Origin of the sequence: Accumulibacter sp., assembly GCF_023806625.1 — a bacterium.
In the GTDB taxonomy this organism is placed as follows: Bacteria; Pseudomonadota; Gammaproteobacteria; order Burkholderiales; family Rhodocyclaceae; genus Accumulibacter.
In genome coordinates, this window is the sequence record NZ_JAMTDX010000111.1 from 15,106 (window position 1) to 40,375 (window position 25,270).

General features: G+C 65.8%; 20 protein-coding genes. 11 read left to right on the forward strand and 9 right to left on the reverse strand.

Going from position 1 to position 25,270, the window contains the following annotated elements:
• Positions 1–63: 63 nt before the first annotated feature.
• The 6 genes from NFW05_RS17555 to NFW05_RS17580 all read right to left on the reverse strand — a co-directional run bounded on the left by NFW05_RS17555 (position 64) and on the right by NFW05_RS17580 (position 8,659).
• Positions 64–1,170 carry an SEC-C metal-binding domain-containing protein gene (locus tag NFW05_RS17555; protein WP_295309932.1) on the reverse strand — a complete coding sequence of 369 codons (1,107 nt, stop codon included), beginning with the start codon at positions 1,168–1,170 and terminating at the stop codon, positions 64–66.
• Between the two features lie 169 nt (positions 1,171–1,339).
• Positions 1,340–1,867, reverse strand: a complete 528-nt coding sequence (locus NFW05_RS17560; RefSeq protein WP_295309933.1) for a hypothetical protein — start codon at positions 1,865–1,867, stop codon at positions 1,340–1,342.
• A gap of 562 nt (positions 1,868–2,429) precedes the next feature.
• Positions 2,430–4,631, reverse strand: a complete 2,202-nt coding sequence (locus tag NFW05_RS17565; protein WP_295309935.1) for an EAL domain-containing protein — start codon at positions 4,629–4,631, stop codon at positions 2,430–2,432.
• Between the two features lie 37 nt (positions 4,632–4,668).
• Positions 4,669–6,840: an HDOD domain-containing protein gene (locus NFW05_RS17570; RefSeq protein WP_295309937.1), complete on the reverse strand. Its 2,172-nt coding sequence runs from the start codon at positions 6,838–6,840 to the stop codon at positions 4,669–4,671.
• A gap of 60 nt (positions 6,841–6,900) precedes the next feature.
• On the reverse strand, positions 6,901–7,707 hold the full coding sequence (locus NFW05_RS17575) for a PEP-CTERM/exosortase system-associated acyltransferase (protein WP_295309939.1): 807 nt from the start codon (positions 7,705–7,707) through the stop codon (positions 6,901–6,903).
• A gap of 154 nt (positions 7,708–7,861) precedes the next feature.
• Entirely contained in the window at positions 7,862–8,659 is a 798-nt protein-coding gene (locus NFW05_RS17580) for an outer membrane lipoprotein-sorting protein (RefSeq protein WP_295309940.1), read from the reverse strand.
• 54 nt (positions 8,660–8,713) lie between these two features.
• On the opposite strand from NFW05_RS17580, the gene NFW05_RS17585 reads away from it, so the two are divergent.
• Entirely contained in the window at positions 8,714–9,523 is an 810-nt protein-coding gene (locus NFW05_RS17585; RefSeq protein WP_295309942.1) for an ABC transporter ATP-binding protein, read from the forward strand.
• Positions 9,507–11,087 carry a DUF1302 family protein gene (locus NFW05_RS17590; RefSeq protein WP_295309943.1) on the forward strand — a complete coding sequence of 527 codons (1,581 nt, stop codon included), beginning with the start codon at positions 9,507–9,509 and terminating at the stop codon, positions 11,085–11,087. Before NFW05_RS17585 ends, NFW05_RS17590 begins: the two co-directional genes overlap by 17 nt.
• A 129-nt stretch (positions 11,088–11,216) precedes the next feature.
• Here NFW05_RS17590 and NFW05_RS17595 read toward each other — a convergent pair whose 3' ends face one another.
• Complete coding sequence (locus NFW05_RS17595) at positions 11,217–12,203, reverse strand: zinc-dependent alcohol dehydrogenase family protein (RefSeq protein WP_295309944.1); 987 nt, start codon at positions 12,201–12,203, stop codon at positions 11,217–11,219.
• Positions 12,204–12,415: 212 nt separating this feature from the next.
• Here NFW05_RS17595 and NFW05_RS17600 point away from each other — a divergent pair, with 212 nt between their 5' ends.
• Genes NFW05_RS17600 through NFW05_RS17615 form a run of 4 tightly spaced genes read left to right on the forward strand, consistent with a single transcriptional unit; the run spans position 12,416 to position 16,209 of the window.
• On the forward strand, positions 12,416–13,501 hold the full coding sequence (locus NFW05_RS17600; protein WP_295309946.1) for an ABC transporter ATP-binding protein: 1,086 nt from the start codon (positions 12,416–12,418) through the stop codon (positions 13,499–13,501).
• 28 nt (positions 13,502–13,529) lie between these two features.
• A complete protein-coding gene (locus NFW05_RS17605) occupies positions 13,530–14,348 on the forward strand; it encodes an ABC transporter permease (protein WP_295309993.1) in 819 nt (272 codons plus the stop codon).
• Positions 14,348–15,142, forward strand: coding sequence for an ABC transporter permease (locus NFW05_RS17610; RefSeq protein WP_295309948.1), 795 nt, complete (start codon positions 14,348–14,350; stop codon positions 15,140–15,142). Before NFW05_RS17605 ends, NFW05_RS17610 begins: the two co-directional genes overlap by 1 nt.
• Positions 15,139–16,209 (forward strand): spermidine/putrescine ABC transporter substrate-binding protein, encoded by a 1,071-nt coding sequence (locus tag NFW05_RS17615; RefSeq protein WP_295309950.1) that lies wholly within the window; start codon positions 15,139–15,141, stop codon positions 16,207–16,209. Before NFW05_RS17610 ends, NFW05_RS17615 begins: the two co-directional genes overlap by 4 nt.
• A 162-nt stretch (positions 16,210–16,371) precedes the next feature.
• Here the strand turns inward: NFW05_RS17615 and NFW05_RS17620 are convergent, their stop codons facing one another.
• Complete coding sequence (locus NFW05_RS17620; RefSeq protein WP_295309951.1) at positions 16,372–17,937, reverse strand: gamma-glutamyltransferase; 1,566 nt, start codon at positions 17,935–17,937, stop codon at positions 16,372–16,374.
• A 280-nt stretch (positions 17,938–18,217) separates the two neighbouring features.
• Between NFW05_RS17620 and NFW05_RS17625 the strand changes: the two genes are divergently transcribed.
• The 5 genes from NFW05_RS17625 (at position 18,218) to NFW05_RS17645 (ending at position 24,001) form a co-directional block, all read left to right on the forward strand.
• The gene (locus NFW05_RS17625; protein WP_295309953.1) at positions 18,218–18,781 is read left to right on the forward strand and encodes an acetate uptake transporter; all 564 of its coding nucleotides are present in this window, start codon (positions 18,218–18,220) and stop codon (positions 18,779–18,781) included.
• A 92-nt stretch (positions 18,782–18,873) separates the two neighbouring features.
• Positions 18,874–19,431, forward strand: coding sequence for a cache domain-containing protein (locus NFW05_RS17630; RefSeq protein WP_295309954.1), 558 nt, complete (start codon positions 18,874–18,876; stop codon positions 19,429–19,431).
• A gap of 285 nt (positions 19,432–19,716) precedes the next feature.
• Positions 19,717–20,796: a hypothetical protein gene (locus NFW05_RS17635; protein ID WP_295309956.1), complete on the forward strand. Its 1,080-nt coding sequence runs from the start codon at positions 19,717–19,719 to the stop codon at positions 20,794–20,796.
• Between the two features lie 174 nt (positions 20,797–20,970).
• Positions 20,971–22,761, forward strand: a complete 1,791-nt coding sequence (locus NFW05_RS17640) for a gamma-glutamyltransferase family protein (RefSeq protein ID WP_295309958.1) — start codon at positions 20,971–20,973, stop codon at positions 22,759–22,761.
• A complete protein-coding gene (locus NFW05_RS17645) occupies positions 22,754–24,001 on the forward strand; it encodes a DUF1615 domain-containing protein (RefSeq protein ID WP_295309959.1) in 1,248 nt (415 codons plus the stop codon). Before NFW05_RS17640 ends, NFW05_RS17645 begins: the two co-directional genes overlap by 8 nt.
• A 44-nt stretch (positions 24,002–24,045) precedes the next feature.
• Here NFW05_RS17645 and NFW05_RS17650 read toward each other — a convergent pair whose 3' ends face one another.
• A complete protein-coding gene (locus NFW05_RS17650; protein ID WP_295309961.1) occupies positions 24,046–25,245 on the reverse strand; it encodes a hypothetical protein in 1,200 nt (399 codons plus the stop codon).
• Positions 25,246–25,270 lie beyond the last annotated feature (25 nt).

Below are 25,270 nucleotides of genomic sequence, written 5' to 3' on the forward strand. Positions count from 1 at the left end.
CCACGCCTGCCCACCGGCTGCTTCCTGCAGCCACCGGTCGGCCTCGCGCCTGCTGGCCGGCTCTCAGGACATGCAGCACTTCTTGAATTTCCTGCCGCTGCCGCAGGGGCACAAGTCGTTTCGTCCGACCTTGGTCAGGTCGGCATGGGCCGCTGCCGTCTGGCTCGAAGCCTGTGCCACGCCCAGCTGTCTGCTCAGTGAGTCGGGCAGGCCGATGAATTCGCCACGTGCCTCGGCCATGTTTCCGGAAAGCGTGTGCCAGCGCCGGCTGTGCGCCTGTGGTCCGTCGAGGACGTCGAACGCTTCGGTCTGGTGTCCCGCTTCGCTCAATTCCTGGGCGAAGCCAACCACCACCTCGAGGCATAGGGGGTTGATCGCGTAGGCTTTGCGCAGGCTGGTCAGCGCCGCAGCCGGCCGGTAGATGTGGTACTGGAGCTTGCCGAGGCGTAACCACGATCGCCAGTCTTGGATATTCCGGGCGACCTTCTGCTCCAGGCTGGCGTAGTACGGCGGGATCGTCTGCACCTTTCCGTCCGGCTGGCGTACGCGCTCGGCGATGATCACCTGCGCCGTTCCCGCTCTCTGCCAGTCTCCGCTAGCTCGCTGGGCAAGCATCTGCGCGGCGACGGTCATCCTCGCCTGCGGCTCGAAGTCCAGATTTCCACTTTTCCCGCACGACGGGCAGCTCGGTTCGTCGGCGATCAGCATGTCGTCGGTGGTCAGGCCCCCCACCGTCACTGCCCGGACGTCGTAGCGGTTCACTGCCGCGCACGGACGACAACGCAACGGGAGGTAGAGGCGTTCGGGATTGCGCAACGGCGTGTCGCTGGCGAGCAATTCCGTCCGGGCGATCCTCCGCTGGCGCTCCTTGATGACCCGGCTGCGCACTTCCTCGAGCTCGGTCGGCTCGACGGAGAGCACTAGGCACAGGCAGTAGAAGGTCTCGTCGAGCAGCGGCTGACGGCGCCGCATTTCCGGTCGCAGGCGTTCGAGCAGGCGCGGGTCGGGCTCGGCCAGCGCCAGACTGCACCAGCGTTCGAGGTCGTCGCGCAGCAGTTCGTCGGCCCGGGCGAGCGCGAATTCTGCGACCGCAGGGCCTCCGGTGGTGGCGAGGACCGCAGCGCCATCGATGCGCCGTGAAGCGTCGAGCGCGTCCCACTGTGCGAGCACTGCGGCGCAAGCCGGTGGGCCGATCGAGATCAGCGCCCGCGTCGCCGCCTCACTGAGATGGGCATCGATGTCCGAGCACAGACAGTCGACGAGACTCGGGGTTGGCTCCCCCTAGCCGAGTTCGGCGATGGCTTCGACGATGTGCGTCGCGCCGTGGTGGCCCTTGGTTTCAGCGAGTCTCCGGGCGATCGCGCTGCGCCTGGTCGCGGGGAAAGCTGCGCAGGCGGTCGGTGAGCCCGGGACTGCACGGGTTCGTCGAGACGTCGAGCGCGAGCAGAGCGAGGACGTCGTCGAGCGGGAGGGAACTCGTGTCGAGTTCCTGGAGCTGGAAAGCGCAGGCGATCGCCGCCAGCGCGAATGCCGCCAGACACTCGGGCCGCCGCTTGTCGCGGCCGGTGAGGCCCTGCTCGATGATCGTCCAGGCCAGCGACGCTTCCCGTCTGCGTGCGTGGCAACGGCTGAGCAGCTGCATTGCGGGCGCCAGCGGGTTTTCGCCGTGCAGGACTTCGTCCATTTCGCGGAGCGGCGCGTGCCTCTCGAAGAGCGATGCCAGTTCAGCGAAGCCCGGGGACTCGTGGCCCTCGCGGTGAGCGAGGAATAGATCGACGAAGGCTGCGTGGCCGAAGAGGCAACTGCTCACCGCTTGCAGTCCGCTCTCGACGCTGGCGTCGCTGCCACCGAACAGCCGATCGAACAAGGCCGGCAGGACCTGGCGCTCGTTCGATGGCGACGCCGGCCCTGAAGGCCGGTATGCCGAGGAGATACGCGCCCGTCGTGTTGGCGCCGGTGACCAGCGGCAGGATCTGCCCGAACGGCTGGTGTGCCGTTTCGCGCGGGAGTCTTTCGAGGTTTTCGAGGATCGCCGCGATCCTGCCAGTCGAAGGGGTGCGGACGTTTCGAGGAAGGCGGCGAAGGTCTGACCGGCGAGTTCAGGCGCGATCGCTGCGAGAAGCGGCGCGCTGACCACGGCGCCGGATTCCGGCGATCGACTCCAGCGTTCGGCGATCGCCGGCGTGCAAGCGGCGAAGCGCTCCTTGGGAAGGCAGCCGAAGAGCTTGTTGAGGATGGGCGCCTGATCCACTTCGAACCAGCGGGCGATCGTCGAATCGTTGAACCAGAGGTCGGCCAGTCGGGTCTTCTCCCCCGAGAGATCCGGCCGATCCTCGGTGTAGGGGAGCGCTCAGTCAGCGATGATCGGGTCGTCGAGGAACTCGCCTACACGCTCGATACAGGCCTCTTTCAATTCGCTTCCTCCAGGTTCAGCGTTGCCTGGCCGCGCGGGGTGCGGGGAAGGCGCCGGAGCGCAGGAACGCTTCGAGCCCGTCCGCGGCCTGCGGCCGGCAGAACAGGAAGCCCTGCATCTCGTCGCAGCCAAGGTCGCCGAGTGCCTGTCGCTGCGTGTCGGACTCCACGCCTTCGGCGACGACGCGCAGCCCGAAACTGCGGGCGATCCCGGTGATCGCCTGGATGATCGAGGCCGAGCTGCGGTTCTGCGGGTTGAGGTCGCGAACGAACGACTGGTCGACCTTGATTGCATTGACCGGCAGGCGTCGCAGGTAATTGAGCGACGAGTAACGCGTTCCGAAGTCGTCGATCGAGACGCCGAGTCCGTGGTTGCGCAGCTGCTTGACCAGGTCGATGTTCCTTTCGGCGTCCTTGAGCAGTACATTCTCGGTGATTTCGAGCTCCACGGCCTCGGCCGGGATCGCCCGTTCGTGGAGCTGGCGAAGCAGTCGCCCGGGCAGATCGCCGCGGTCGAAATCCCTCGGCGAAAGGTTGATCGCCAGGCGCAGCCCGGTGAATCCCCTGGCCCGCCACGAAGCCAGCTGGGCCAGAGCGCGCCTGAAGACCCAGTCGCTGATCTCGCAGATCAGTCCGGCTTCCTCGGCGAGCAGGATGAACGCGTCGGGAGCCATCAGGCCATGCTCCGGATGGCGCCAGCGGATCAGCGCTTCGACGCCGATCGTCCGCTGGTCGCTGACGCGGATCTGCGGCTGATAATGCAGCTCGAACTGCTCGCCATCTCCGAGCGCCTGGCGCAGCTCGTTTTCGAGCGTCAGGCGCATGCAGTGCCCGCCGTGCATTTCCGGGGAGTACTGAAGGTAGCCGTTCTTGCCTCGGCCCTTGATCTGGTACATGGCGATGTCCGCGTTGCGCAACAGGGCTTCAGGCGTGTCGCCGTTGTCGGGGTAGAGCGCGATCCCGATGCTCGCGGTGGTGAAGAAGTCGAGGCCGGCGATCCTGAATGGTCGCTGGAGTTCGCCGAGCATCTTCCGGGCGATCACCGCAGCGTCCTCTCCACTGCCGAGGTCGGGCAGCATCACCGTAAACTCGTCGCCGCCCTGCCGGGCCAGCGTGTCGCCCGAGCGCAGGCAGCCGCGGGCCCGCTGGGCGAAGGACTTGAGCAGCTCGTCCCCCTCCTGGTGACCGTAGGTGTCGTTGACCAGCTTGAAGCGGTCGATGTCGATGAACATCACGCCCACCCGCTTCCCTTTGCGGCGTGCCTGCGTCAGCGCGAGGCCGAGACGATCCTTGAACAGGATCCGGTTTGGCAGACCAGTCAGCAGGTCGTGGAAAGCCTGGAAGGCGATCGTCTCCTCGGCTTTCTTGCGGTCGGTGATGTCCCTGGCGACACCCGATGTGCCCATGAAGTGCAGGCCGGCCGGTCCTTCCTGGGTAGCGTAAATCCCCTGCGCGCTGAGAATCGTGACGATCGTCCGGTTCTCGAAATGGCGGACACCCTGGGTCCTGCTCTGCAGCCTGATCTCGACGTTGGTGCTCGCCCGGTCGCCGATCCGCCGCTCGTTGAACGCGTAGCGCGCGTGCTCGAGGTCGTCGGGATGCACGATCACCGTGTAGTGCTGGCCGATCAGCTCGTCGCGCGTGTAGCCGAGCAACGGCTCGACACGACCGTTCACGAAGATGAAGCACCCGTTCCTGTCGAGCGTGTAGATGATGTCCGGCGAGTTTTCGACGAGGAAGCGGTGGAGGCGCTCCGAGTGTTCGAGCCGGACGCCCATCAGCGCGTGCTCGCGCTCGATTCTGCGCCTGTGCAGCGCGCGGTCGACCGTGTCGATCAGCTCCTGGGGGTCGCCGTGCTTGCGGATGAACTCGAAGGCTCCGTGACGCAGCGCGCGGATCGCCGAGTCGATCGATTCGTCGCCGCTGAAGACGACGACGGCAGTCGGGATGTGCGTGTGGACCATCCATTCCATGACTTCGAGGCCGTTGCGGTCCGGCAGGTTGAGATCGAGGACGAGGACGTCGACGTCGCGGCGATCGAGGCGACGGATGGCTTCGCCGGCGGTGCCGCATTCGTCGATGACCCGCCCATCGCCGGCCAGCAACTGCCGGTAAGCGGCGCGGATCCGCTCCTCGTCGTCGACGATCAGTATGCTGTTCGTCGCCTGCTGGAGGTCCGGAAGCTGTGGCGAAAAATCGACATCGGTTAGCGCTATCATCGTGTGTCCAGGCAATGATCGATCGACGGGCTGGCACTCAGCGTGGCGCGATTTCAGTGCTGTCCCGTGTTTCGGCGAAGGTGGCGGTCGGTAGCAGGAAACTCATCATCGTTCCGACGCCCGGCTTGCTCCGGCAACTGACCGGGACGCCAAGCCGCTGGGCGAGCGAACCGACGATCGACAGTCCCATCCCGCGCGGGCCACCGATTCGCGCGCTTCCCGGGCGGTGCAGCGCGCTGATCGTCTCCTCGCTCATTCCCGGGCCATTGTCCTCGAGTCTGAGTTCGGCGAAGCGTTGTCCCTGGTGCAGAATGTCGTCGGTAATCGTCAGGCGAAGGCGGTGGCCCGAAGAGAGGGCTTCCGACGCGTTCTTCCAGAGGTTGACGAGAATCTGCTTCAGGCTGTCGCGATCGCAGTTGATGCGGATCGCCTCAGCGGGCATGACCGTCTCGAGCGCGATTCCGCGTCCGTCGAAAAGCGCCGCTCGGTAGAGGAGAAGCAGTTCGCGAACCAGTTCGCAGATGTCTACGGCGTGTGCGTCGGCAGAAAGATCGGGCAGTTCGCTGAGGCGCCGCAGGATGCTCGCGACGCGCTCTATTTCCTCGGAGAGGATGGCCAGTTCCTGACGAGCACCGGTTTCCGGCGGCAGTTTGCCGTCGAGTATCTTCAGGTAACCCTTGATGATCGTCAGCGGATTGCCGGCTTCGTGGGCGATGCGGCGGGAGCGGCGCGTGAAACGGGCGGAGGCGCTCTCCTCGGCTTGCGCTCCGACCGATCGAGCTTCCTGCCAGCTCTCGAGGCTGATCCCGGCAATCCGCCCGAAGTTGGCCAGGCATGGCCAGCGCCGATGGAGTCGCGCGTGCTGGCCCGCACTGAGTCCGGCGACGATCACGCCGGTGGTTCGCGAACGTCCGCTCATCGGAATGCACAACAGACCGCTGCTGTTCAGCGCCCGCGCGAACTGCACGTCGAGCAGCGAATTCGCCGACGCGTCTTCGAATGACGAGCAGACCCGATCGCTGACGATTGCTGCGACGGCGACGCTTCGCTGCACCTCCGGTACGAGGCTGAGCTGACCGAAAAGTGGCGGCTGACCTGGAATACCCTTTCCCGTCAGACGGCCGTCGCCCGGTTCGAGGCGCAGGAAGGCGACGTGGTTGAGCTCGAAGAGGATGCGCGCCGACTCGCGCAACGCGAGAAGCAGTTCGGTGTCGCTGTCGATGGCGAATAGATTTTCCTGCAGCGGTTGCAGCAGCGCCTTGTCGCCGATGATCGTGGCCAGCCGGACGCCGGCTTCGGGCACGGGTCGATCAACCCTGGCGAGTACGCGGGGCAGTCCGGCCGCGCTGCCGCCGTCCGGACGCTCATCCGGAGTCATGCCGATGGCGTCGGCAATGACGCACATGCGCTGTGCAGCCTGGTCACGAATGGCGCCGAGACGCTGGCTCAGCGGATTGCCGAAGATCTCGCCGGCGATCTCGATCAGCTCCTCGGGGACGGTATCGGCGCAGGCCAACTCGTGAGCGATCCACACGACCTGGGCGAGTTGTCCCGCGGTGATGATTTGCTCTCCGGGCAGGTGATGAAAGAGGATCCCGTAGGCGAACGACGAGTCGAGATGCCACTGGTCGGCAAGCCAGGTCCCGATCTCGCCGTGGTGGGCACCGAAGCGGCCGCTCTCCAGTTCGGCGAGCGCCTTCTCGTCGCCCGCCATGGCGAGCATCTGCAGGTACGGCTCGCCGATTGCCGACAGCAGGATCAGCTCGCCAACGTCGTGGAGCAGCCCGGCGAGATAGGCTTCATCGGGTCTGGCGTAGCCGGTCGCCGCGGCCAAGCTGCGCGACAGCTCTGCGGCAAGCAGTGAATGGGTCCAGAAACCCGCGAGATCGACGACGCGGTTCGCCGAGCGCTCGTCGAACAGGCTCTGCACCGACAGACAGGTGGCGATCGAACGGACCAGCCGGGTGCCCAGCGCGACGAGGCAGCTTTCGATGCTCCGCAACTGGCCGCCGCGCCGGATGGCCGGGGAGTTGGCAGCGGTCAGGACGCGGGTGCACAGACCGGGATCCTGTTCGACGAGTCGCGCGAGCTCGGCGATCGTCGTGCAGTCGTCGTCGACCATCTGGAGCAGGCGCAGGAGGACCTGCGGTGGCGACGGGGCACGCCCCGCCTCGATCGCCTGACGAATCGGTTCCGGCAGCCTATACATCGTCACCACTGCTGCGACTGCGCCGGGCGCTGTCGACGGCGGTCGGTAAGAAGGTGCGGCTCATCGGCTTCTGGCGATCAGAACGCCGGGGGCGTGACTCGCGCGAATCGCCTGCTCGCCGGCCGCCTCGATTCCCGTGCGGACTTCGCTGGCGATGACCTCGAAGAGGGCGCGAAGCAGGAAGTTCATTCCGCCGATGATCTCGTCGACCGACATCATCGAGGGGAAACGCAGGCCCCGATGGTCCACCCCGGCGCCGACCCGCTCGATGCGCACGCCGAGTCGGGCAAGGTTCACCGCCAGGCGTGGCTCGGTCAGCACGAAGAGCGTGTCGATCCCGTACTGGCGGGCGAGTGCGATCAGACCGAGGTACACCGCCAGAGCGAGGTAGGGCTGACGCGGCCGGCTCTCGGTGCCGAAATCCTCCTCGGAGAGCGAGATCGGCTTGTCCTGTTCGCCGCGGCGACGCCGGTAGCTGCCGATCACCGCCAGCCGAGAGATTTCGGCGATCCGCTGGCGATCAACGGTCACCGGATCGAGCATCGACCGGTCGAGAGCGCCGCTGCAGGTGATTTCGAAGGGTAGCCGAGTACCAGCCAGCGCAGGATCGTCGAGCACGAGGCGTGCGCAGCCGACATAGGCGCCGGTCGACACCGACTGGACGAGGCAATGGACCGAGCGCGTGTCGAACTCGTCGCTCTCCAGCCCGTCAGGCCGGAGCGGCTCGTAACCGAGTTCCCGGCAATAGACTTCGTGGCGAATCCGGTAGTTCTCGGCGCGCAACCCGTCGGTGAGCGCAGGCACGACCCGGAAGAACTTCCGGTAGCCATGGCTCATCGTCAGTTCCGTCAGATTGGAAAGAAACATGACTGCCTCCTGCCGCGGAAAAGACCTCGAGCCGGGATGAGAAGCTCCGCTGAGCGTCACGCGAAGGCAAGCATGGTACTACGAAGGGCGCTTGCTTTTGCCGTTCGCCCGGTGCCCGACCCCGCGTACTCCGGCGTGCTCGTGCACAGCGCAGCTAGTCGAGCTTCTTCAGATAGTCCTTGGTGAAGATCTTGTCCGGCAGATCACGAAGGTTCATTCCCGAATACTCGAGCACCGACTGCTCGCCACCGCGCAGGGCGTCCTCCATGACCAGGCGGGTCGGCCGCTTGCGCCCCTCGACGGTCCTGAAGTTCTCATAGCGGCAGGTCTTGAGCAGGCGATTGGATAGCGAGTAGAACTCGGCCCGGTATGGCCAGAAGTCCTTCTCGCGCACCCAGTAGATCACGCGCTGGTAAGTGACACCGCGGTCGATGCCGGTCAGTTCGAGCACGTGATAGTCCTCGCCGCCGATCCGTTCGCTGCGCAGTAGCCGCGCGTTGTAGTCGCCCGAAAAATTGGCTCGCGCGAGGTCGCCGTTGGCGACCTGCCCGGTCAGGCGTTGCGACAGCGACAGCCTGATCGGCTGTGACACGTCGGGCATGAAAATCCACAGGTCGCGATTCTTCATCAGCAGGATCTGCCCGCGTTCGGAGGCCGGTTCGGTGATCATCACGACGCTGTTCGCGTTGCCTTTCGACAGGACGCGATACTTGCGCACTTCGGCGGTTTGCCCGCTTCCGGTCGTGGTAATCGTCACGTCGACCTGAAAGCCCTCGGCCGGGAAGCGGACGAGATCGGCCTTTTCGACGATCTGCCTGGCTTCGCCCTCGTCGTCTGCGGTCTGCACAGGAGCCTCGGCGGCGTGCAGCGCCGAGGGCAGCGCGAACAGCGTCGCCAGCAGCAGGTTTCGCACGCTGTTGACAGCATGATGACGGATAGTCATGATTTCCATAGTTTTCACTCCAGAGTGCTGACCGTTTGCGCGGTTGGCCGGTCGCGCCGTCGCATGAAGGTCGTTCGCATCGAAAACGTCTCGAAGGATTATCTGCTCGGCGAGCAGAAAGTCCAAGCCCTCAAGGACATCACGCTGTCGTTCGACCCGGGCGTATTTCTGGCCATCGCCGGCCCTTCGGGCAGCGGCAAGACGACGCTGCTCAACCTGATCGGCTGCATCGACACGCCGACCCGCGGCAGGATTTTCATCAACGACGAGGATGTCAGTGGTCGCACGCCCGACCAGCTCGCCGATCTGCGCAGCCGGACGATCGGCTTCATTTTCCAGACGTTCAACCTCTTGCCAGTTCTCTCGGCCGCCGAGAACGTCGAGTATCCGCTGTTGCACCGTCGCGACGTTTCGGCCGACGAGCGCCGCAAACGTGTAGCCTATTTCCTGGACATCGTCGGTCTGTCGCGCTTCGCTCGGCACCGCCCGAACCAGCTCAGCGGCGGTCAGCGCCAGCGCGTGGCGATCGCCCGTGCGCTGGCGATCAAGCCATCGATCGTCTTGGCCGACGAGCCGACGGCCAACCTCGACCACCAGACCGGCGAGGAGATCCTCCTGCTGATGAAGCGGATCAACCGGAAATTCAAGACGACCTTCATTTTTTCGACCCACGACAAGCGGGTGCTTGCCAAGGCCGACCGGCTCGTCCGTGTCGAGGATGGCGAGATCGTCCTTCTCGGCGTGCGCTCGCACACCCGGTGGTCGTTTGCTCGCCATCGTTTGCCGACCGAAGACGGCGGGGACGAGGCGGGCACCGCGTCGGCCACCGTGCCGGCGGCGCCCGCGGGAGACGTCGATGTCGCTCAGCCATAGCCTTCCGATTCTCGGCGGCGCGATGCTCCTGGTCGCTGCGACCGATGGCGCTCTGGCCCATGATGCCGATCCGGCCGCTTGGCTCGTTCCGGTCGCGAGCGCTTCACCGGCGATTCCGGGCCTGTTGCTTGCGGCGCAGTCGGGTCGCAGCCTGCCGGGGAGCCGCGACGCGCTGTTCGGCGACGACGAGGAATTGCCCGACGCGGGTGATTCCGGAGGTCGCGAGTCGCCGGCGGCGGAAGAGGAACCGGGGCAGCCGGAGGTGCGCGTTCCGGCGAGCCGCGACGCACTGTTCGGTGATGGCGACGAGACGGCGGCGAGTGTGGCGACTGCCGGTTCGTCGGCTGCCCGCTTCGCCGGAGTCAGAGGCTTCTTCCAGAACGTGATGGCCTACACTTGGCCAGAGCCGCGCCACTGGTCCGAGATGATGAACCGCGTCGACCTCGCTGCTCAGGGGGAACTCGCTCCGAACGTCCGCTGGAAACTCGGCGCGCGTGTCGATTACGATGCAACCTACACGTTCACCAACTTCTACCCGCAGGCCGTCGCTGACGATCAGCGTTTCAACGTGCTGCTGCGCGAGAACTACCTCGACATCGGCGCGGGTGACTGGGATTTCCGCCTTGGCCGGCAGCAGATCGTCTGGGGGGAAATGGTCGGATTGCTCTTTGGCGACGTGGTTTCAGCGAAGGACATGCGCCAGTTCATCCTTCCGAGGTTCGAAATCCTGCGCATCCCGCAATGGGCCGCGAGGGCCGAGTATTTCAAGGATGACGTTCATGCCGAACTGGTCTGGATTCCGGTCGCCAGCTATGACAACATCGGCAAGCCTGGGTCGGAGTTCTATGCCTATACCCCGCCGCCGCCACCCGGCGTGAACGCGGTCATTCTCTCGGAGAAGTTCCCGGCGCGCACTCTGTCGAACACGAATTACGGCCTGCGCCTCTCGGTCCTCCGTGATGGCTGGGACGTCGCCGGTTTCGCTTACAGCAGCATGAGCGTCGCTCCGAGTTTCTACCGGGAGATCATTGTCGCTCCGCAGCCGACGATCATCTACCAGGCACGGCACGATCGCATCAATCAGTTCGGCAGCACCGTGGCCAAGGATTTCGGCTCGGTCGTCCTCAAGGGTGAGGCCGTCTACACGCGCGGTCGGCGCTACGAGGTGACCAACCCGACTGACAGCGACGGGGTCGTGGCGCAGAACGCCTTCACCTGGGTCGTCGGACTCGACTTCAACCCGACGGCGGATACGCGGATCAACACGCAGGTCTTCCAGAATCACATTTTCGACCGCGATCCGTACATCATTCCGTCGGCCAACGAGTACGGTTTCAGTCTCCTGGTCAATCAGAAGATCGGTGACAAGGTCGAAGTACAGGCGCTGTGGATTGCCAGTCTGAACCGGACCGACTGGATGCTCAGGCCGAGAGTGAGCTGGAATTTCGAGAAGAACTGGGGCTTCGCGTTCGGCGTCGACATCTTCGAGGGGCAGCCACTGGGCTATTTCGGTCGCTACGACGCCAAGGACCGGGTGTACACCGAACTCCAGTACAACTTCTGATCCTGCCACGGCGGTCGATCGCCGACCTCGCGGGAGATCATCGATCCCACGTTCGGCACGCTCCATGCGGCTCGTGCCGGGTCACCGACCGGCGAAGCGGCAGGTCGATCGTTGCCGAAGCGGATCTGCTCAGCGGTTGACCAGGACAGCGGCGCCGCGGACGCGGCCCGCGCGCAGTTGATCGAGGGCCTCGTTGGCCGCTTCGAGAGGGAAGCAGCTGACTTCGGTGCGTACGCCGGCCTGCGGGGCGACAGCAAAGAACTCCTCCCCGTCGCGCCGGGTGAGGTTGGCGATCGAGCGCACGCTGCGCTCGCCCCAGAGAATCGCATAAGGGAAGGTCGGGATGTCGCTCATGTGGATCCCGGCGCAGACGACGGTTCCCCCCTTGACCGTGTGGCGCAATGCCTGCGGGACGAGCTGTCCGACCGGGGCGAAAAGGATCGCCGCGTCCATGTCCTGCGGCGGGGTTTCGTTCGCGCCGCCAGCCCAGTTGGCGCCGATCTGGCGGGCAAAGTCCTGGCCCTCGAGGTCGCCCGGCTTGGTGAAGGCGAAGACGTCGCGCCCCTGCCAGCGGGCGACCTGAGCGATGATGTGAGCAGCGGCGCCGAAGCCGTAGATCCCCAGACGTCGGGCGTTTCCCGCGGCGATCAGCGAGCGGTAGCCGATCAGCCCGGCGCAGAGCAGTGGCGCGGCCTCGGCGTCGGTATATGCCTCAGGCAACGCAAAGCAGTAACGCTGATCGGCGAGCGCGAATTCGGCGTAGCCGCCATCGAGCGTGTAACCGGTGAACTCCGCCGCATCGCAGAGATTCTCGGAGCCTCCCGTACAGTACCGGCAATGGCCGCAGGTGCGACCGAGCCAGGGGACACCTATGCGCTGCCCGACGGAGAAGCGCTCGACGGCCGAACCCTTGTCGAGGACGATTCCGACGATCTCGTGGCCAAGAATCAGCGGCAGCCGCGGATTCTCAAGGTCTCCGTCGAGCACGTGCAGATCGGTACGGCAGACGCCGCAGGCGCGCACCTCGAGCACGATCTGCTGTGGGTCGGGAATCGGTCGAGGCACTTCGGCGAGGCGCAGCGGCTCACCCTGAGCCTGAAGCAGCATGGCCCTCATGGACGTCTCCGGCAATCGTCTGTTTCGCGGGGCGCCTCCGCCGATCATCCTGCGCAGGAGGTCGGGTTGTCTGGCTCGCGGGTCAGGCGCAGCTTCATTCTAGGCGAAGCCGGTCGGGCGATGCAAAGCCACAGGGCTCGACGGCATGCCTGCAGCGGGCTTCGCGACGACGGTACGCGGAGCGGCGCCAACTGAGCTAGACTAGTCGGGCCATGTCGCTGCTCGAGATTCGCAATGTCACTCGTCGCTTCGGTCGTCTGGCGGCCGTCGACCGGGTGTCGCTTTCGGTCGACGCAGGCGAATTCTTCACCCTGGTCGGTCCGTCCGGATGCGGCAAGACGACGCTGCTGCGCATGATCGCCGGCTTCGAGGAACCTGACGAGGGCGATCTGCTGCTCGACGGCCGCCCACTGGCCGGAATTCCGCCCGAAAGGAGGCCGGTGCACACCGTCTTTCAGAGCTACGCGCTGTTTCCGCACATGAGCGTCGCCGAGAATGTTGCCTTTCCGCTGCAGATGGCCGGAACTCCGGCACGGGACATCGACGGCCGCGTGCGCGAGGCGCTCGAGCTCGTTCACCTCGACGATCGCGCGCAGCACTTGCCCGCGCAACTCTCGGGCGGACAGAAGCAACGCGTGGCGCTGGCCCGGGCGCTGATCGGCAAGCCGCGCCTGCTGCTGCTCGACGAGCCGCTCGCCGCACTCGACGCCAAACTTCGTGAGCAGATCACCGGCGAACTGATCGCGTTGCAGAGAGCGGTCGGGATCAGCTTCGTTTTCGTGACGCACTCGCAGCATGAAGCGCTGGCGCTCTCACATCGGCTGGCGGTGATGAACTGCGGACACGTCGAACAGGTCGGGTCGCCGGAGGAGATCTACGCGCGGCCGGCGAATCGCTTTGTCGCCGGCTTCATCGGCACGATCAACCTGCTGCCGGTCGAAGTTCGCGAGGCGACACCAGCGGCGTTGCGCCTGTTCGCCGGCGGGCTTGGCGAGATCATCAGCACTCCGCAGCCGGGATTGTGCACCGGCGACCGGGGGACCCTGGCGCTGCGCCCGGAGCAGGTGCGGATCATCGCCGACGGTGGAGACCCGATGACGGAAAACCGTGCTCGGGGCTCGGTACGCGATTGCCTCTATCTCGGCGACGTGACCGTCTATCGGATCGCCATCGCCGGAGGCGTGGTGATCGAGGCACTGCTCGCCAATCGTGACCCGGGCGTGAACCGTTTTCTCGAGCGCGACGCTCCAGTGATCATCGGCTGGGCGCGCGACTCCGGAGTCTTCCTGCGTGACTGACGACCAGGCGAACCGCCGTCCGGCCGGGATGGCGCCGAGACCTGGCCAGTGGCTCGTCGCACTGCCCCCGACGGCATTCCTGCTCGTTTTCTTCGCCGGTCCGGTGCTGCTGCTGTTCGCTGCCTCGTTCCTGGCGCCCGGCGATTTCGGCGGGCTGGCGCCGGTCCGTCAGGAAGGGCGCTGGGCACTGACCCTCGACGCCTACGGCTTCTTCTTCAGCGACTGGATTTACGCCGAGATCTTCCTGCGCTCGTTCGTCGTCGCGGCGCTGACGACGGTGCTCTGCCTCGTTCTCGGCTACCCGCTCGCTCTGGCAATCGCGCAGAGTCCGCGGCGTCGCCGTGAGCTGCTGATCCTGCTCGTCGTCCTGCCGTTCGCGAGCAACTTTCTGATCCGCACCTACGCCTGGATCATCGTCCTCGGCCCGATGGATCTGCTGTACAGTCCGGTCGCGGTAATCGTCGGGCTCGTCTACGTGCATCTTCCGTTCATGATCCTGCCGCTGTGCATCAACCTCGAAAAGCACGATCCCGCGTTGCTCGAAGCCGCTCAGGATCTCGGTGCGGGCGTCTGGACGCGGTTCGTGCGCATCACCCTGCCGCTCTCGATGCCGGGGATCCGCGCCGGATCGGCGTTGGTGTTCATTCCCGTGCTCGGCATGTTCGCGGTTCCCGAACTGCTCGGCGGCACGCGCGACATCCTGATCGGGAATCTCATCAAGGAGCAGTTCCTCGACAACCGCGACTGGCCGCTGGGTTCGACGCTGTCAGTGTTGCTGACCGTTGCCGTGTTGCTCCTCGTCGGCATCGCCGCCTGGGCCGGACGGCCGCGCGAGAGTATTTCCTGATGGTCGGGCGAAGGCGGCCGGGTTGGCTATGGGTGGCGGCGGTCGGGGTTTACGCCTTCCTCTACCTGCCGCTGGCCATCGTGGTGATCCTCTCGTTCAACGACTCGCTGCTCAACGCCGAGTGGGTCGGCTTCACGACGCGCTGGTACGTCATGCTCTTCGAGGATCGGGCGTTGCTCGGCGCGGCGGCGAATTCACTGTTCATCGCGCTCGTCTCGGCGACCGGCGCGACGCTTCTCGGCACGATGGCCGGGCTGGCCATGCAGCGCTGCCGGTCGGGCCTCCTGCGCGGCCTGCCGGTCCTCGTGTTCGCGCCGGTGGCGATGCCCGAGATCCTGCTCGGCGTTTCTCTGCTCCTTTTCTTCCGGCAGGTGCTCGACCTGACGCTGGGCCTGCTCTCGATCCTGATCGCGCACGTCACCTTCTCGATCGGCTTCGTCGCCATCGTCGTCCGCACGAGTCTGGCGGCGATGGACGAGAGTCTCTTCGAGGCGGCTCGCGATCTCGGGGCGAGCGCCTGGCAGACGTTCAGGCATGTGACGCTGCCATTGATCGCGCCGAGCGTCGTCGCCGGTTTCCTGATGAGCTTCGCGCTGTCGATCGACGATTTCGTGATCACCTTCTTCGTCGCCGGCGTCGGGGTCACGACACTGCCGCTGCAGATCTATTCGATGATCAAGGTCGCCGTCAGCCCGGAGGTCAATGCCGTGTCGACGCTGCTCATGGCGCTGACACTGACGCTGATCACCGTGGCTTCGCGCCTGGCCCCGGCGGCGCTGAGGCTGAGGATGTGAGCGGCGTTCGCCTCGCCCTGCTCGCCGTGCTGCTCGCCGCGGTCGTCCTCCCAGCCGTAGCCGAGGACGTCCTCTACCTGTACATCTGGAATACCTACCTTTCGGACGAAACCGTCCACCGTTTCGAGGCAGAGTGCCGGTGCCGCCTGAACCAGGACTTCTATTCCGACAACGAGGAGATGCTCGCCAAACTCGAGGCTGGGGCGGTAGGCTACGACCTGCTTGTTCCGACGGGGAACGCGGTCGAGACGCTGCTGCGCAGGAACGCCTTGCGTCCGCTCGACAAGGCACGCTTGCCGAACCTCGGGAATGTCCGGGCGGAGTTTCGAGATCCGTGGTACGACCCGGGGATGCGTTATTCGGTGCCCTATGCGACGTCGGTGACGCTGCTCGGCTACAACGCGACGCGTCTTGCCGAACTCGGGCTGCCGACCGACACCTGGGCGCTGATCTTCGAGCCGCGTCACCTCGAGAAGCTGAAGGGCAAGGTGACCGTTCTCAACAGCCAGCGCGAGCTGATGGCCGCGGCGATGAAGTACCTCGGCTACTCCGTGCAGGAGACGGACCCGGCGCGCTGGGATCAGGCGAAGCGCCTGATCCTCAGGGCCAAGCCTTACTGGGCGACGTTCTCGAACAGCACGTACATCAAGGATCTGGCGATCGGCAACATCTGGGTCGCCCACGGCTACTCGAGCGACATGTACCGCGCACAGCTGGACGCGCGCGACGCGAAGCGGCCGTTCGTGATCGACTTCCGTACGCCGAAGGAGGGCGCCGTGCTCGCGGTCGACAGCTTCGTGCTGCACCGCTCTGGTGGTCGGCCGGACCTCGCGCACCAGTTCATCAACTTCATGCTCGACGGACGCAACGCAGGCGACGTTTCCAACCTGATCGGAGCCGGCAACCCGAACGCGGCCGCGACGCCGTACATCCGCCCCGAGATTGCCGCCAACCCGGGGATCTTCCCGAGCGAGGCGGAGAGCCGGCGACTCGAGATGCTCCGCGACTTCGATCCGCAGACGCGGCGGCTGCTCTCGCGAATGTGGACCGAGATCAAGGTCCGCTGAACCGCTCCGGGTTTCGCTATCGGTTCGCGTACGCAGCGGCCGCCCAAGGTCGGCGATCGGCCGATCCGTTCGCGCGCCGGACACCCCGCTCCGCGGCATCCTCGCAACGCGCCAGAGTCGGCCCCCGGAGCAGCGAAATCCGGGCCGGGCGGTTGCCGCTTGTCAGGTCTCGGCAACGACGACCACGCCGCCTCGCCGACGGTCGCCGGCGCCTTGCAGGCGTCCGTCGATGTTCGCTACGCAGTTGACGCCACCGAAGAACATGCTTGGTGTGTCGAAAACGGTTGCGTCGGGCCACGACCGACATAGCGCGTCGGTCGCTCCTGCGCCAAGCCCGGTCCTTTCGAACCACAACCGCTTGCCTTCGACGTGCAGGCGCGCAGCATTGACTGCTTCGTCGAGCGGCCTCCGATAGAGCAGCAGATTGACCAGAGCCTGGAGGATTGCGCTGCGAATCCGGTTCGAGCCGCCGCTGCCCAAGGCCAGAAAGGGCTGATCGCCGGTGAGTACGATCGTCGGGGACATCATCGTGCTCATCCATGTCCCCGGCGCCAGCCGATGAAAGCCCGCCGGGTTGATGTCGTCCTCGCCGAGGAAGTTGTTCACATGGATGCCAAGCCCAGGCAGCGCGTGGCCGCAGCCTTCGCCGTTGCTGCTGGTGATTGCGGCCGCCATGCCTCTGGCGTCGATGACCGAGATGTGCGTCGTCGCCCCGAGGGCATTCTCGCCGCTTGCGCCACCGAGGCTTCGAGTCCAGCCGGGAAGCCCGCTGCCGCCGACGAGTTCGCGGATCGAATCCGGGTCCGCGTGCAGTCGTGCGTCGTATCCGGCCTCGCGGATGCCCGAGACCCTTGCCAGTACGCCGGCAACGGCCAGCAGATGTTCCGCAGAAAGAAATTGCTCGTCGCCGATCTGCAACTGCTCGGCAGCACGCAGTCCGGTACCGATCAAACCGCCTCCGGCCGACGGGGGAGGGTTGGTCAGGACCGCGAACTCGCCGAAAGGGATGCGCAGGGGCTGGCGAATGACCGGGGCGTACGCCGCGACGTCGGCGGCGGTGATCAGCCCGCCGTCTCGCGGGCCGAAGTGCTCGACGAGCGAAGTCCAGTAGCGCGCGATCTGGCGATCGGAACCGCTTCCACCGAGACCGTCCAGAAAACCGGCGAGTTCCGGGTTGGCCAGGCGGTCGCCGGCTTTCGGAAGCCTTCCATCGGGAAAGAACAGACTCGCGACCGGCGCTGACCGGCTGGCAATCGGGGCGACGAGCCCGGCGATCATCGCAATCTGCGGACTGACCGTGAAACCTTCGCGCGCCCAGGCCGCGGCTGGGGCGACGACTTCGCGGAGCGGCAGGCGGCCAGCACGGCGATGCAGCTCGAGCAGCCCGACGAGCTCGCCGGGAACGGCTGCCGCTGCTTTCCCGACATGGAAGATCTGCGTCGTCTGTCCGAAATCGACGGTGACCGGAGCGAAATCGAGAGCCGGTGGCTCGTCGAGGCCGATCCCGGGCGCGGTGGCGAAGAAGTCGAGCAGCGCGTAGCCGCTGATCGCGTCGCCCCAGATGCACGCTCCGCCGCCACCCAGAGAGGTCAGCGGCCACTCGGTGACCGTCGCGGTCAGTTTGGCCGCAACGAGCGCATCGACGGCATTACCACCACGACGCAGCAGGCGCGCGCCGGTCACGGCGGTATGCGGTTCCGACGCGGCGATGACTCCGCGAATGCTCATCAGACAAGCATACGCGATGGCCGGGCAGCGGCAAAGCTTCCCGGCTGTCGGCGGCGGCAGGCGCCCTCCACAGGGACCAGGCGCGAGACCAGATTGCCTCGAGCTGCAGGCTTGCCGAATCGCTTCCTGGTTGCCGACGACCTGAGACCTGCGTATGATTTGCGCCCTGCCGGCAGACGGCGGGAAGCAGTCGAACGCGGGTGGCGCTTCCGCCAGTCACGTTCGTCCTCGTGGTGTCGTCACGCGTGGCAGCGACTTCACTCAATTATGGGAGCTAGGCATGGCTGAACAAAAGCTGGGGAATCCGGCTGTGGTAGGACTGGCAGGTTTCGGTCTGACCACGATGGTGTTGCAGTTCCACAACGTCGGATGGATGGGCCTTGGCCCTGTCGTCTGGCTGGGTCTGATCTTCGGCGGACTGGCGCAAATGATCGCCGGTCTGCAGGAGATGAAGACCGGGAACAACTTCGGTTACTGTGCGTTCACTGCCTATGGCTGTTTCTGGATCGCTCTGGCGTTGCTGCTGATCGGCAACCACTACAATCTATACACTTCGAGCAAGACCGACGTGGGTTGGTTCCTGGTCGCCTGGACGGTGTTCACGGTGATCCTGTGGATCGGTTCATTGCGCGTCCACGGCGCTCTGGCCCTAACCTTCACGCTGCTCTTGATCGGCTTCATCCTGCTCGATCTCGCTCATTTCGGCTACCCTGACCTGACCGTCGTCGCGGGCTACGAACTGATGGTCACCGCGGCGATGGCCTGGTACATCATGGCCCACATCATCTACGCCGACGTCTTTGGCCGGGACGTGCTGCCGGTCGGCAAGCCGTGGATCAGCTAGGCGCATCGCGCCACGGGCCGGGAGCAGCGCGGACTGGCCGAGGCCCGGCGCAGGATACGATCAGCAAGGACCTTTACGGGGAGATCAATGTCATGAGAACAGCAAAGGCAATCGGGGTTTTGAGCGCGAGTCTGATCGGCTGCGCGGTGTTGGGCGCGAATGCCGCGGCAGGAGGCGACGCGGCCACTGCCGAGGAGACCATAACCAAGGTCCGCTCGGCTGCGAGGTACCTGCACGAGAAAGGCAATTCGGGCTTCGCCGACTTCAACAACAAGGACGGCCGCTGGGTCTGGAAGGACAGTTACGTCTTCGTCTATGACTGCCGGAAGGACCGGATGATCGCCCACCCGATGCGGCCCGATCTGGTCGGTAGACCGATCATGCAGATCACCGACAACAACGGGAAGTACATCTTCAGGGAACTCTGCAAGGCCGGTGCCCAGCCGCGCGGCGGCTGGGTCGAGTACATGTGGCCGAAGCCGGGGGCCGGTCAGCTCTCCAGAAAACTGTCGTACGCGCTCGCCGCCGACGTCTCGTTTGCCACCGGGATCCAGGTCAGTGCCGGAATCTACGACGACAAGCTGACTCTCGAGGAACTCGAAAAGGTCACCGAGAAAGCTTCCGATCCGGCGAAGTACCCGGCGCTGTAGACCCGTCCGGCTCGTCGAGGCAACGAGCCGCCGGAACCCCGTGCGATCGCTTGATCGTTTCCCGTCCGGCGTGCTCTTCGGAACCGGCCTGAGTACTGCTCGGGACTGGGCGGCGATCGTCGGAGTCTTTCGTCCAGCGACGCTGCCTCCTGGAATGAGCCGTCGATAAGGCGGTCCTTCCGAAGATCGCTCCGTATCGGGGATAAAGGGGTCGTTTTCAGCCACCAGAATTTTCCCGGCCAGTTCCGGCACCTCGCTCCGGCACTGGCCGCTCGCGGACACGAGGTGATCGGACTTGCCGTCAATCAGCCGGCTCTGGCAACACCCGGCGTCCGGGTCATCCGCCATCGACCGGTGCTCAGGGACGAGGAGAGTCTCCGGGCGGCTCGGAGTGAAGTTCGGGAGGCGCAGGCCAAGGTCGCGCGCGGTCATTCGGTCGCCGACTGCCTGGCCCGGCTTCGCGAACAGGGCTTCGTTCCGGACCTGATTGTTGCCCATTCGGGCTGGCGTGAAGCGTACTTCGTCAAGGACGTCTTCCCCGAAGTGCCGCTGATCGTCTATGCCGAGTACTCCTATCAGGGGGACGACGGAGACGCTTTTTTCGATGGAGAGTTCACCACCCCGAGCCTCGAAGCTCGCGAGCGGCTGCGCCTCAAGAACCCCCATTTGCTGCACGCCTTGCTGGCTGCCGACCGAGGACTCTCGCCAACGGCATTCCAGCGCAGTCGGCATCCCGAAGTGCTGCAGGAGCGCATCGTCGTGATCCACGATGGCATCGACAGCGCGCTGCTCAAGCCCGACCCGGCGGCGGTCGTCAGTCTGAAGACCGCGGGCCTGAAGCTGACTCCGAGCGACGAAGTGATTACCTTCGTCGCCCGTCAGCTGGAGCCCTATCGTGGCTACCATATCCTCATGAGGGCGCTTCCTGAACTGCTCGCGTTGCGGCCAAGAGCCCAGGTCGCGATCGGCGGGTCGCGAACCGCCCCGGTCGAGGAAGTCATCGAGCATGGCAGGACGGGGCTGCTCGTCGATTTCTTCGATGCGCATCAGCTAGCCCTGACCGTCGCCACTGCGCTCGAACGGCGCACCGAGTTCAGCCAGCTGCGTCAGGCCGCGCGGGAACACGTGGTCGGGCACTACGACCTGAAGACACGCTGCCTGCCCGCGCAACTTGAACTCGTGCGCACCTTTGCCGACCGGGCGGGTAGCTCAAGCCAAGCGCATGGTTCGTTGCCGGTGCGTCGCCGGAAACCGGCAGCGCAGCGACGGCACGACCGAGGTCTTCGTGTCCATCGGCTGTCCGTACCTGCCTATGGCGTATACGGGTCTTTCGTTGGCGGTCAAACCGGTTTTTCGACCTGCTGACCGATTGCCGGTGCTCAAGCGGGCTGCATCGGAGCTGTCGGATTGGCTCCTTGGCGCAGGCCGGTTTCTGCCAATCGACATCTGCATGAATTCGTGGTCGTGTACAATCGCCGGCAGGCCAGGAGGCGTGTGACTTCGTCGTTCCGGCGTTGGAGCGAATATTCGGGTGAGGTCATGCAGCGTGCCGCTTTTCTGCTGAGCGTCGTCGTCCTCGTTGGCGGGTGCGCCAGCGGGCCACGGCCGTACTCTGCAGTCCTCGCCGAAAGCCTCCGTCAACCCGAGCAAGGCAGCGTCTCGACCAGCCAGGCGGGCTGGCAGGGGCAGAAGTTTGCAGTGGCGACGGCGCACCCACTGGCCAGTGAGGCAGGGCTCGAGATGCTCGCTGCCGGAGGCAGTGCGATCGACGCGGCTGTCGCGGTCCAGATGGTGCTGACGCTCGTCGAGCCGCAGTCGAGCGGCATCGGTGGGGGAGCCTTCCTGCTCTACCACGACGGGCGCGACACGGTGGCCTTCGATGGGCGCGAGACGGCACCGGCAGCGGTCCAGGAAACGCTGTTCGTCGCTGCCGACGGCCAGGCGATGCCGTTTCACGAAGCGATCGTCGGCGGCCGGGCGGTCGGCGTTCCGGGCACGGTCCGGATGCTCGAGATGGCGCACGCCGAGTACGGCCGCCTGCCCTGGAAGAGCCTGTTCGCGCCGGCGATCCGCCTGGCCGAGCAGGGGTTCCCGGTCAGCGACCGCCTGCATGCGCTGGTCGCCGCCGACCAGCACCTGAAGAAGGATCCGCAGGCGGCGGCGTACTTCTACGACGCTGCCGGGCAGCCCAGGGCGGCCGGCAGCCTGCTGCGCAACCCGGAACTCGCCGACGTCCTGCGCCGGATTGCCGAACAGGGGTCGGCAGCTCTTCATCAGGGCGAGGTCGCCCGGGCGATCGTCGACAAGGTCAGCGGACACGCGACCAACCCCGGCCTGCTGAGCCTCGGCGACATGGCCGGTTATCGGGCGATACGCCGCGAGCCGCTGTGCGTCCGCTACGCGTCGCAGGGGGCCCCCGTACCGCGCCGCTATCGCCTGTGTGGCTTCCCGCCGCCGAGCTCGGGGGCGATCGCGATCGCTCAGATCCTCGGCATCATCCTGGACACGGGCGCCGCCACGCTGGCCTTCGACGATCCGTCATGGATGCACGCGTATACCGAGGCTTCACGGCTGGCTTTCGCCGACCGGGCGCAGTACGTCGCCGATCCCGCTTTCGTCGCCGCGCCTGGCGGCAACTGGCATTCGCTGCTGCAGGCGGACTATCTGGCCAGTCGGGCAAGGCTGATCGGTGCGCAGAGCATGAGGGTCGCCACGCCCGGTTCGCCGGTGAATGCGGCGCGGAGTCATTCGCCGATGGCCTTCCAGGTCGAGTACGGCACCTCGCACCTGAGCATCGTCGATGGTCGCGGCCACGCGCTGGCGATGACCACGACGATCGAGGATGCTTTCGGCTCCCGGCAGATGGTCCGGGGCTTCCTGCTGAACAACGAGCTCAGCGACTTCTCGTTCATGCCGGCGGACGCGAGTGGCTCTCCGGTGGCCAACCGCGTCGAGCCGGGCAAGCGGCCGCGTTCGTCGATGAGTCCGACGCTCGTTTTCGACGACGATTCGGGCGAATTCGTGCTCAGCGGGGGATCGCCGGGCGGGGCGATGATCATCCACTACACCGCCAAGCTGCTCTACGCGACGCTCAACTGGGGGCTGTCGCCGCAACAGGCGATCGACCTGCCGAATTTCGGTTCGTTGAACGGCCCGACGATCCTCGAAGAGGGGCGCTTCCCGGCGGCGTTCGTCGAGGCACTTCGGGCGCGCGCTCACGAGGTCAGGGAAACCGCTCTGACCAGCGGCATTCAGGCGATCGGGCGCGTGCCGGCGGGGCTTGCCGGCGGTGCCGATCCCCGGCGTGAGGGACGCGTCGTCGGTGAGTGAGCCGGCGATGCCGGTTCGCTGGCTGTTCGCCGTGCCCGCGCAGCTGTTGCTCTGTGCGGCGGTGATCGGCTGTTCGACGATCCGCGTCGACGACCGGAGGTCGCCTGAGGGGACGACGCCCGGGACGAGCGCCTCTGCGCGGTCCGTTGATCAGACGGCGAGGGCGCCGGCGGTCAGCGCGCAAGGCGTTACGGTGCCACCCGTCACTCGCCGCGCGGACGATGCCCGTGCGCTGCTGGATCGCCTCTTGCCGCGCGGCGTCGACGAGCGCGACGGCTGGGCGGTGGACATCCTGACCGCTTTCGGGGCGCTGCAGATCCCGCCGGACGCCGAGAGGCTCTGTGCGGTCATCGCGGTGATCGAGCAGGAATCGAGCTTCGTCGCCGATCCGCCGGTACCGGGGTTGGCGCGGATCGCCTGGCAGGAGATCGACCGGCGGCGCGAGCGGTACGGGATACCCAAGCTCGTCCTCGACCTCGCGCTCGGCAGGTCTTCACCGGACGGGCGAAGCTACCGCGAGCGAGTCGACGCGCTGCGCACCGAGAAACAGATGAGCCTGCTCTATGAAGAGATGATCGCCGAGCTTCCCGGAGGGAGGACGCTCTTCGCCGGCTACAACCCGGTGCGCACCGGTGGTCCGATGCAGGTCGGTATCGAGTTTGCCGAAGAGCAGGTTCGCCGGAAGCCCTATCCGTATCCGCGCTCGGGGGGCGTTCGCGCCGAGCTATTCACGCGCCGCGGCGGGGTCTACTTCGGGGTCGCTTCGCTGCTCGATTACCCGGTGAACTATGGCGAGATGATCTACCGCTTCGCCGATTTCAACGCCGGCCGCTACAGCAGCCGTAACGCCGCGTTTCAGGACGCCGTCGTCCGTCTGAGCGGACGACAGCTCGCGCTCGACGGTGACCTGCTGCGTTATCGCGAGGGGGTTGCACTGTCCGAGGTCAGCGACAGCCAGCGTGCAGTGATCGCGCTGCAAGGCCGGCTGCAGATGGCCCCCGGGGAGATCGGGCGCGATCTGCGCCTCGAGAAGTCGGCGGCTTTCGAGAAGACACCACTCTACCTGAGGCTGTACGCGCTTGCCGATGCAGCGAGCGGCGGGCGCCGGCCTCGGGAAACGCTGCCGCAGATCGCTCTGAGTAGTCCGAAGATTTCTCGTCGGCTGACCACCGAATGGTTCGCCCGGCGCGTCGATGGCCGTTACCGGTCATGTCTCGCGAGAAGTCGGCAGGAAGGCTGAGCGCTGCTCGCCGGGGCCGCCGTCGAGGAGTGGCCGTACGGAAACTAGACGACGATGCAGTTTTCCCTGAGAAAGTCGAGCGCCTCGTTGAGGCTCGTGTCCTCGTCGTCGAGCAGCGTCGCTTCGATTTCAGGAAAGAACTCATTCCACAGCGCTTCGAGGTCGTCCTGCATTTCATGCGGTGCGCTGTCGCGGATGAACGCCGTCACCAGGGGGCTCGCCAGGCCTTCGGCTCGCGCCTTGCGGACCAGTGTGCGCGCGGCCGACCGGCTCAGCGAAGATCGGGCCGGAACGCCGGCGGCGAGGCAGACGAACACGGTCAGTAGCGAATGGTCGTCGGTCTTGCCTCCGGTCAGCTTCTTCCAGTTGTTCGACAGAGTCGCGTCGGCGACGCTGGCATCGTCGATGTCGAACTCGCGCAGGAAGTAGAACGGTTCGATCCGCTGGATGACCTCGTTCAATGGGCGTGAACCGTCGAGTATCTTCGGGATGTCCTCGGCTTCGACCTTCCTGAGATTGTTCTTGGCGATTGTGGCGCAGGCGGGCGGAAGAGTTTTCATGACTTCGTCGAGCTGCCTCCGTCCGGCGCCCGGAACGCCCTTCCCGCGCAATCCCGCGACGATCGCCGCCAGACCGGCACGGGTCGGGATGGCCGGCGGCTTCGAGCCGCTCAGATAGACGAGCACCGCGCTGCGGATGAGCGACTCCGAGGCGACGGTCGAAATCTCGCTACGTTTGAGCCCGAGGCGCCCGGCGAGTTCGAGCGCGGTGCTGACGACGGCCTGCTGTACCTGGCGATGCTCGAGCATCCGTCGGTACTCGGCGAGGCTGCGCAAGGACCAGAGGGCGAGGAACTCCTTCTGCGACTGCCGGCCGTCGATTCCGATCGAGCTGTCTTCGGGCATCGCCCAGAGCCGCTTGAGCATTTCCGAGCCGCCGCGCGAGTGCGAGAGGAACGTGTTCTCGCGCAGCGACCGCGCAGCGGCGTCGAGGTCGCCGCCGCTCGTTTCCTCGAGATGCAGGCTGACCAGATTGACCATCCGCACCAGCGCCTGCTCGATGTTCGGCCGCAGGTACTGGGTTCCGAAGTACTCGGCGATCTGCACGATGCCCTTCGGTCCGTCGTCGAGAATCCGCTGTAGCCTCTCCCGGTCGAGAATGCCGGCGCGCACTCCGTGGGCCAGCGCCTTCGCGAAGAACGGCCGGTCATCGAATACGGCGACCTGACGGCTGCTCGGAGGCATGTTGGCGCTTTCCCTGGCGCTGGCT

What these genes read in the sequence shown, in the direction of transcription:
- NFW05_RS17630 (WP_295309954.1), top strand. Translation starts at nt 18,874, where the DNA reads ATGAGAACAGCAAAGGCAATCGGGGTTTTGAGCGCGAGTCTGATCGGC.
- NFW05_RS17640 (WP_295309958.1), top strand. Translation starts at nt 20,971, where the DNA reads ATGCAGCGTGCCGCTTTTCTGCTGAGCGTCGTCGTCCTCGTTGGCGGG.
- NFW05_RS17620 (WP_295309951.1), bottom strand. Translation starts at nt 17,937, where the DNA reads ATGAGCATTCGCGGAGTCATCGCCGCGTCGGAACCGCATACCGCCGTG.
- NFW05_RS17565 (WP_295309935.1), bottom strand. Translation starts at nt 4,631, where the DNA reads ATGATAGCGCTAACCGATGTCGATTTTTCGCCACAGCTTCCGGACCTC.
- NFW05_RS17570 (WP_295309937.1), bottom strand. Translation starts at nt 6,840, where the DNA reads ATGTATAGGCTGCCGGAACCGATTCGTCAGGCGATCGAGGCGGGGCGT.
- NFW05_RS17600 (WP_295309946.1), top strand. Translation starts at nt 12,416, where the DNA reads ATGTCGCTGCTCGAGATTCGCAATGTCACTCGTCGCTTCGGTCGTCTG.
- NFW05_RS17595 (WP_295309944.1), bottom strand. Translation starts at nt 12,203, where the DNA reads ATGAGGGCCATGCTGCTTCAGGCTCAGGGTGAGCCGCTGCGCCTCGCC.
- NFW05_RS17625 (WP_295309953.1), top strand. Translation starts at nt 18,218, where the DNA reads ATGGCTGAACAAAAGCTGGGGAATCCGGCTGTGGTAGGACTGGCAGGT.
- NFW05_RS17605 (WP_295309993.1), top strand. Translation starts at nt 13,530, where the DNA reads ATGGCGCCGAGACCTGGCCAGTGGCTCGTCGCACTGCCCCCGACGGCA.
- NFW05_RS17585 (WP_295309942.1), top strand. Translation starts at nt 8,714, where the DNA reads ATGAAGGTCGTTCGCATCGAAAACGTCTCGAAGGATTATCTGCTCGGC.
- NFW05_RS17575 (WP_295309939.1), bottom strand. Translation starts at nt 7,707, where the DNA reads ATGTTTCTTTCCAATCTGACGGAACTGACGATGAGCCATGGCTACCGG.
- NFW05_RS17580 (WP_295309940.1), bottom strand. Translation starts at nt 8,659, where the DNA reads ATGGAAATCATGACTATCCGTCATCATGCTGTCAACAGCGTGCGAAAC.
- NFW05_RS17610 (WP_295309948.1), top strand. Translation starts at nt 14,348, where the DNA reads ATGGTCGGGCGAAGGCGGCCGGGTTGGCTATGGGTGGCGGCGGTCGGG.
- NFW05_RS17650 (WP_295309961.1), bottom strand. Translation starts at nt 25,245, where the DNA reads ATGCCTCCGAGCAGCCGTCAGGTCGCCGTATTCGATGACCGGCCGTTC.
- NFW05_RS17590 (WP_295309943.1), top strand. Translation starts at nt 9,507, where the DNA reads ATGTCGCTCAGCCATAGCCTTCCGATTCTCGGCGGCGCGATGCTCCTG.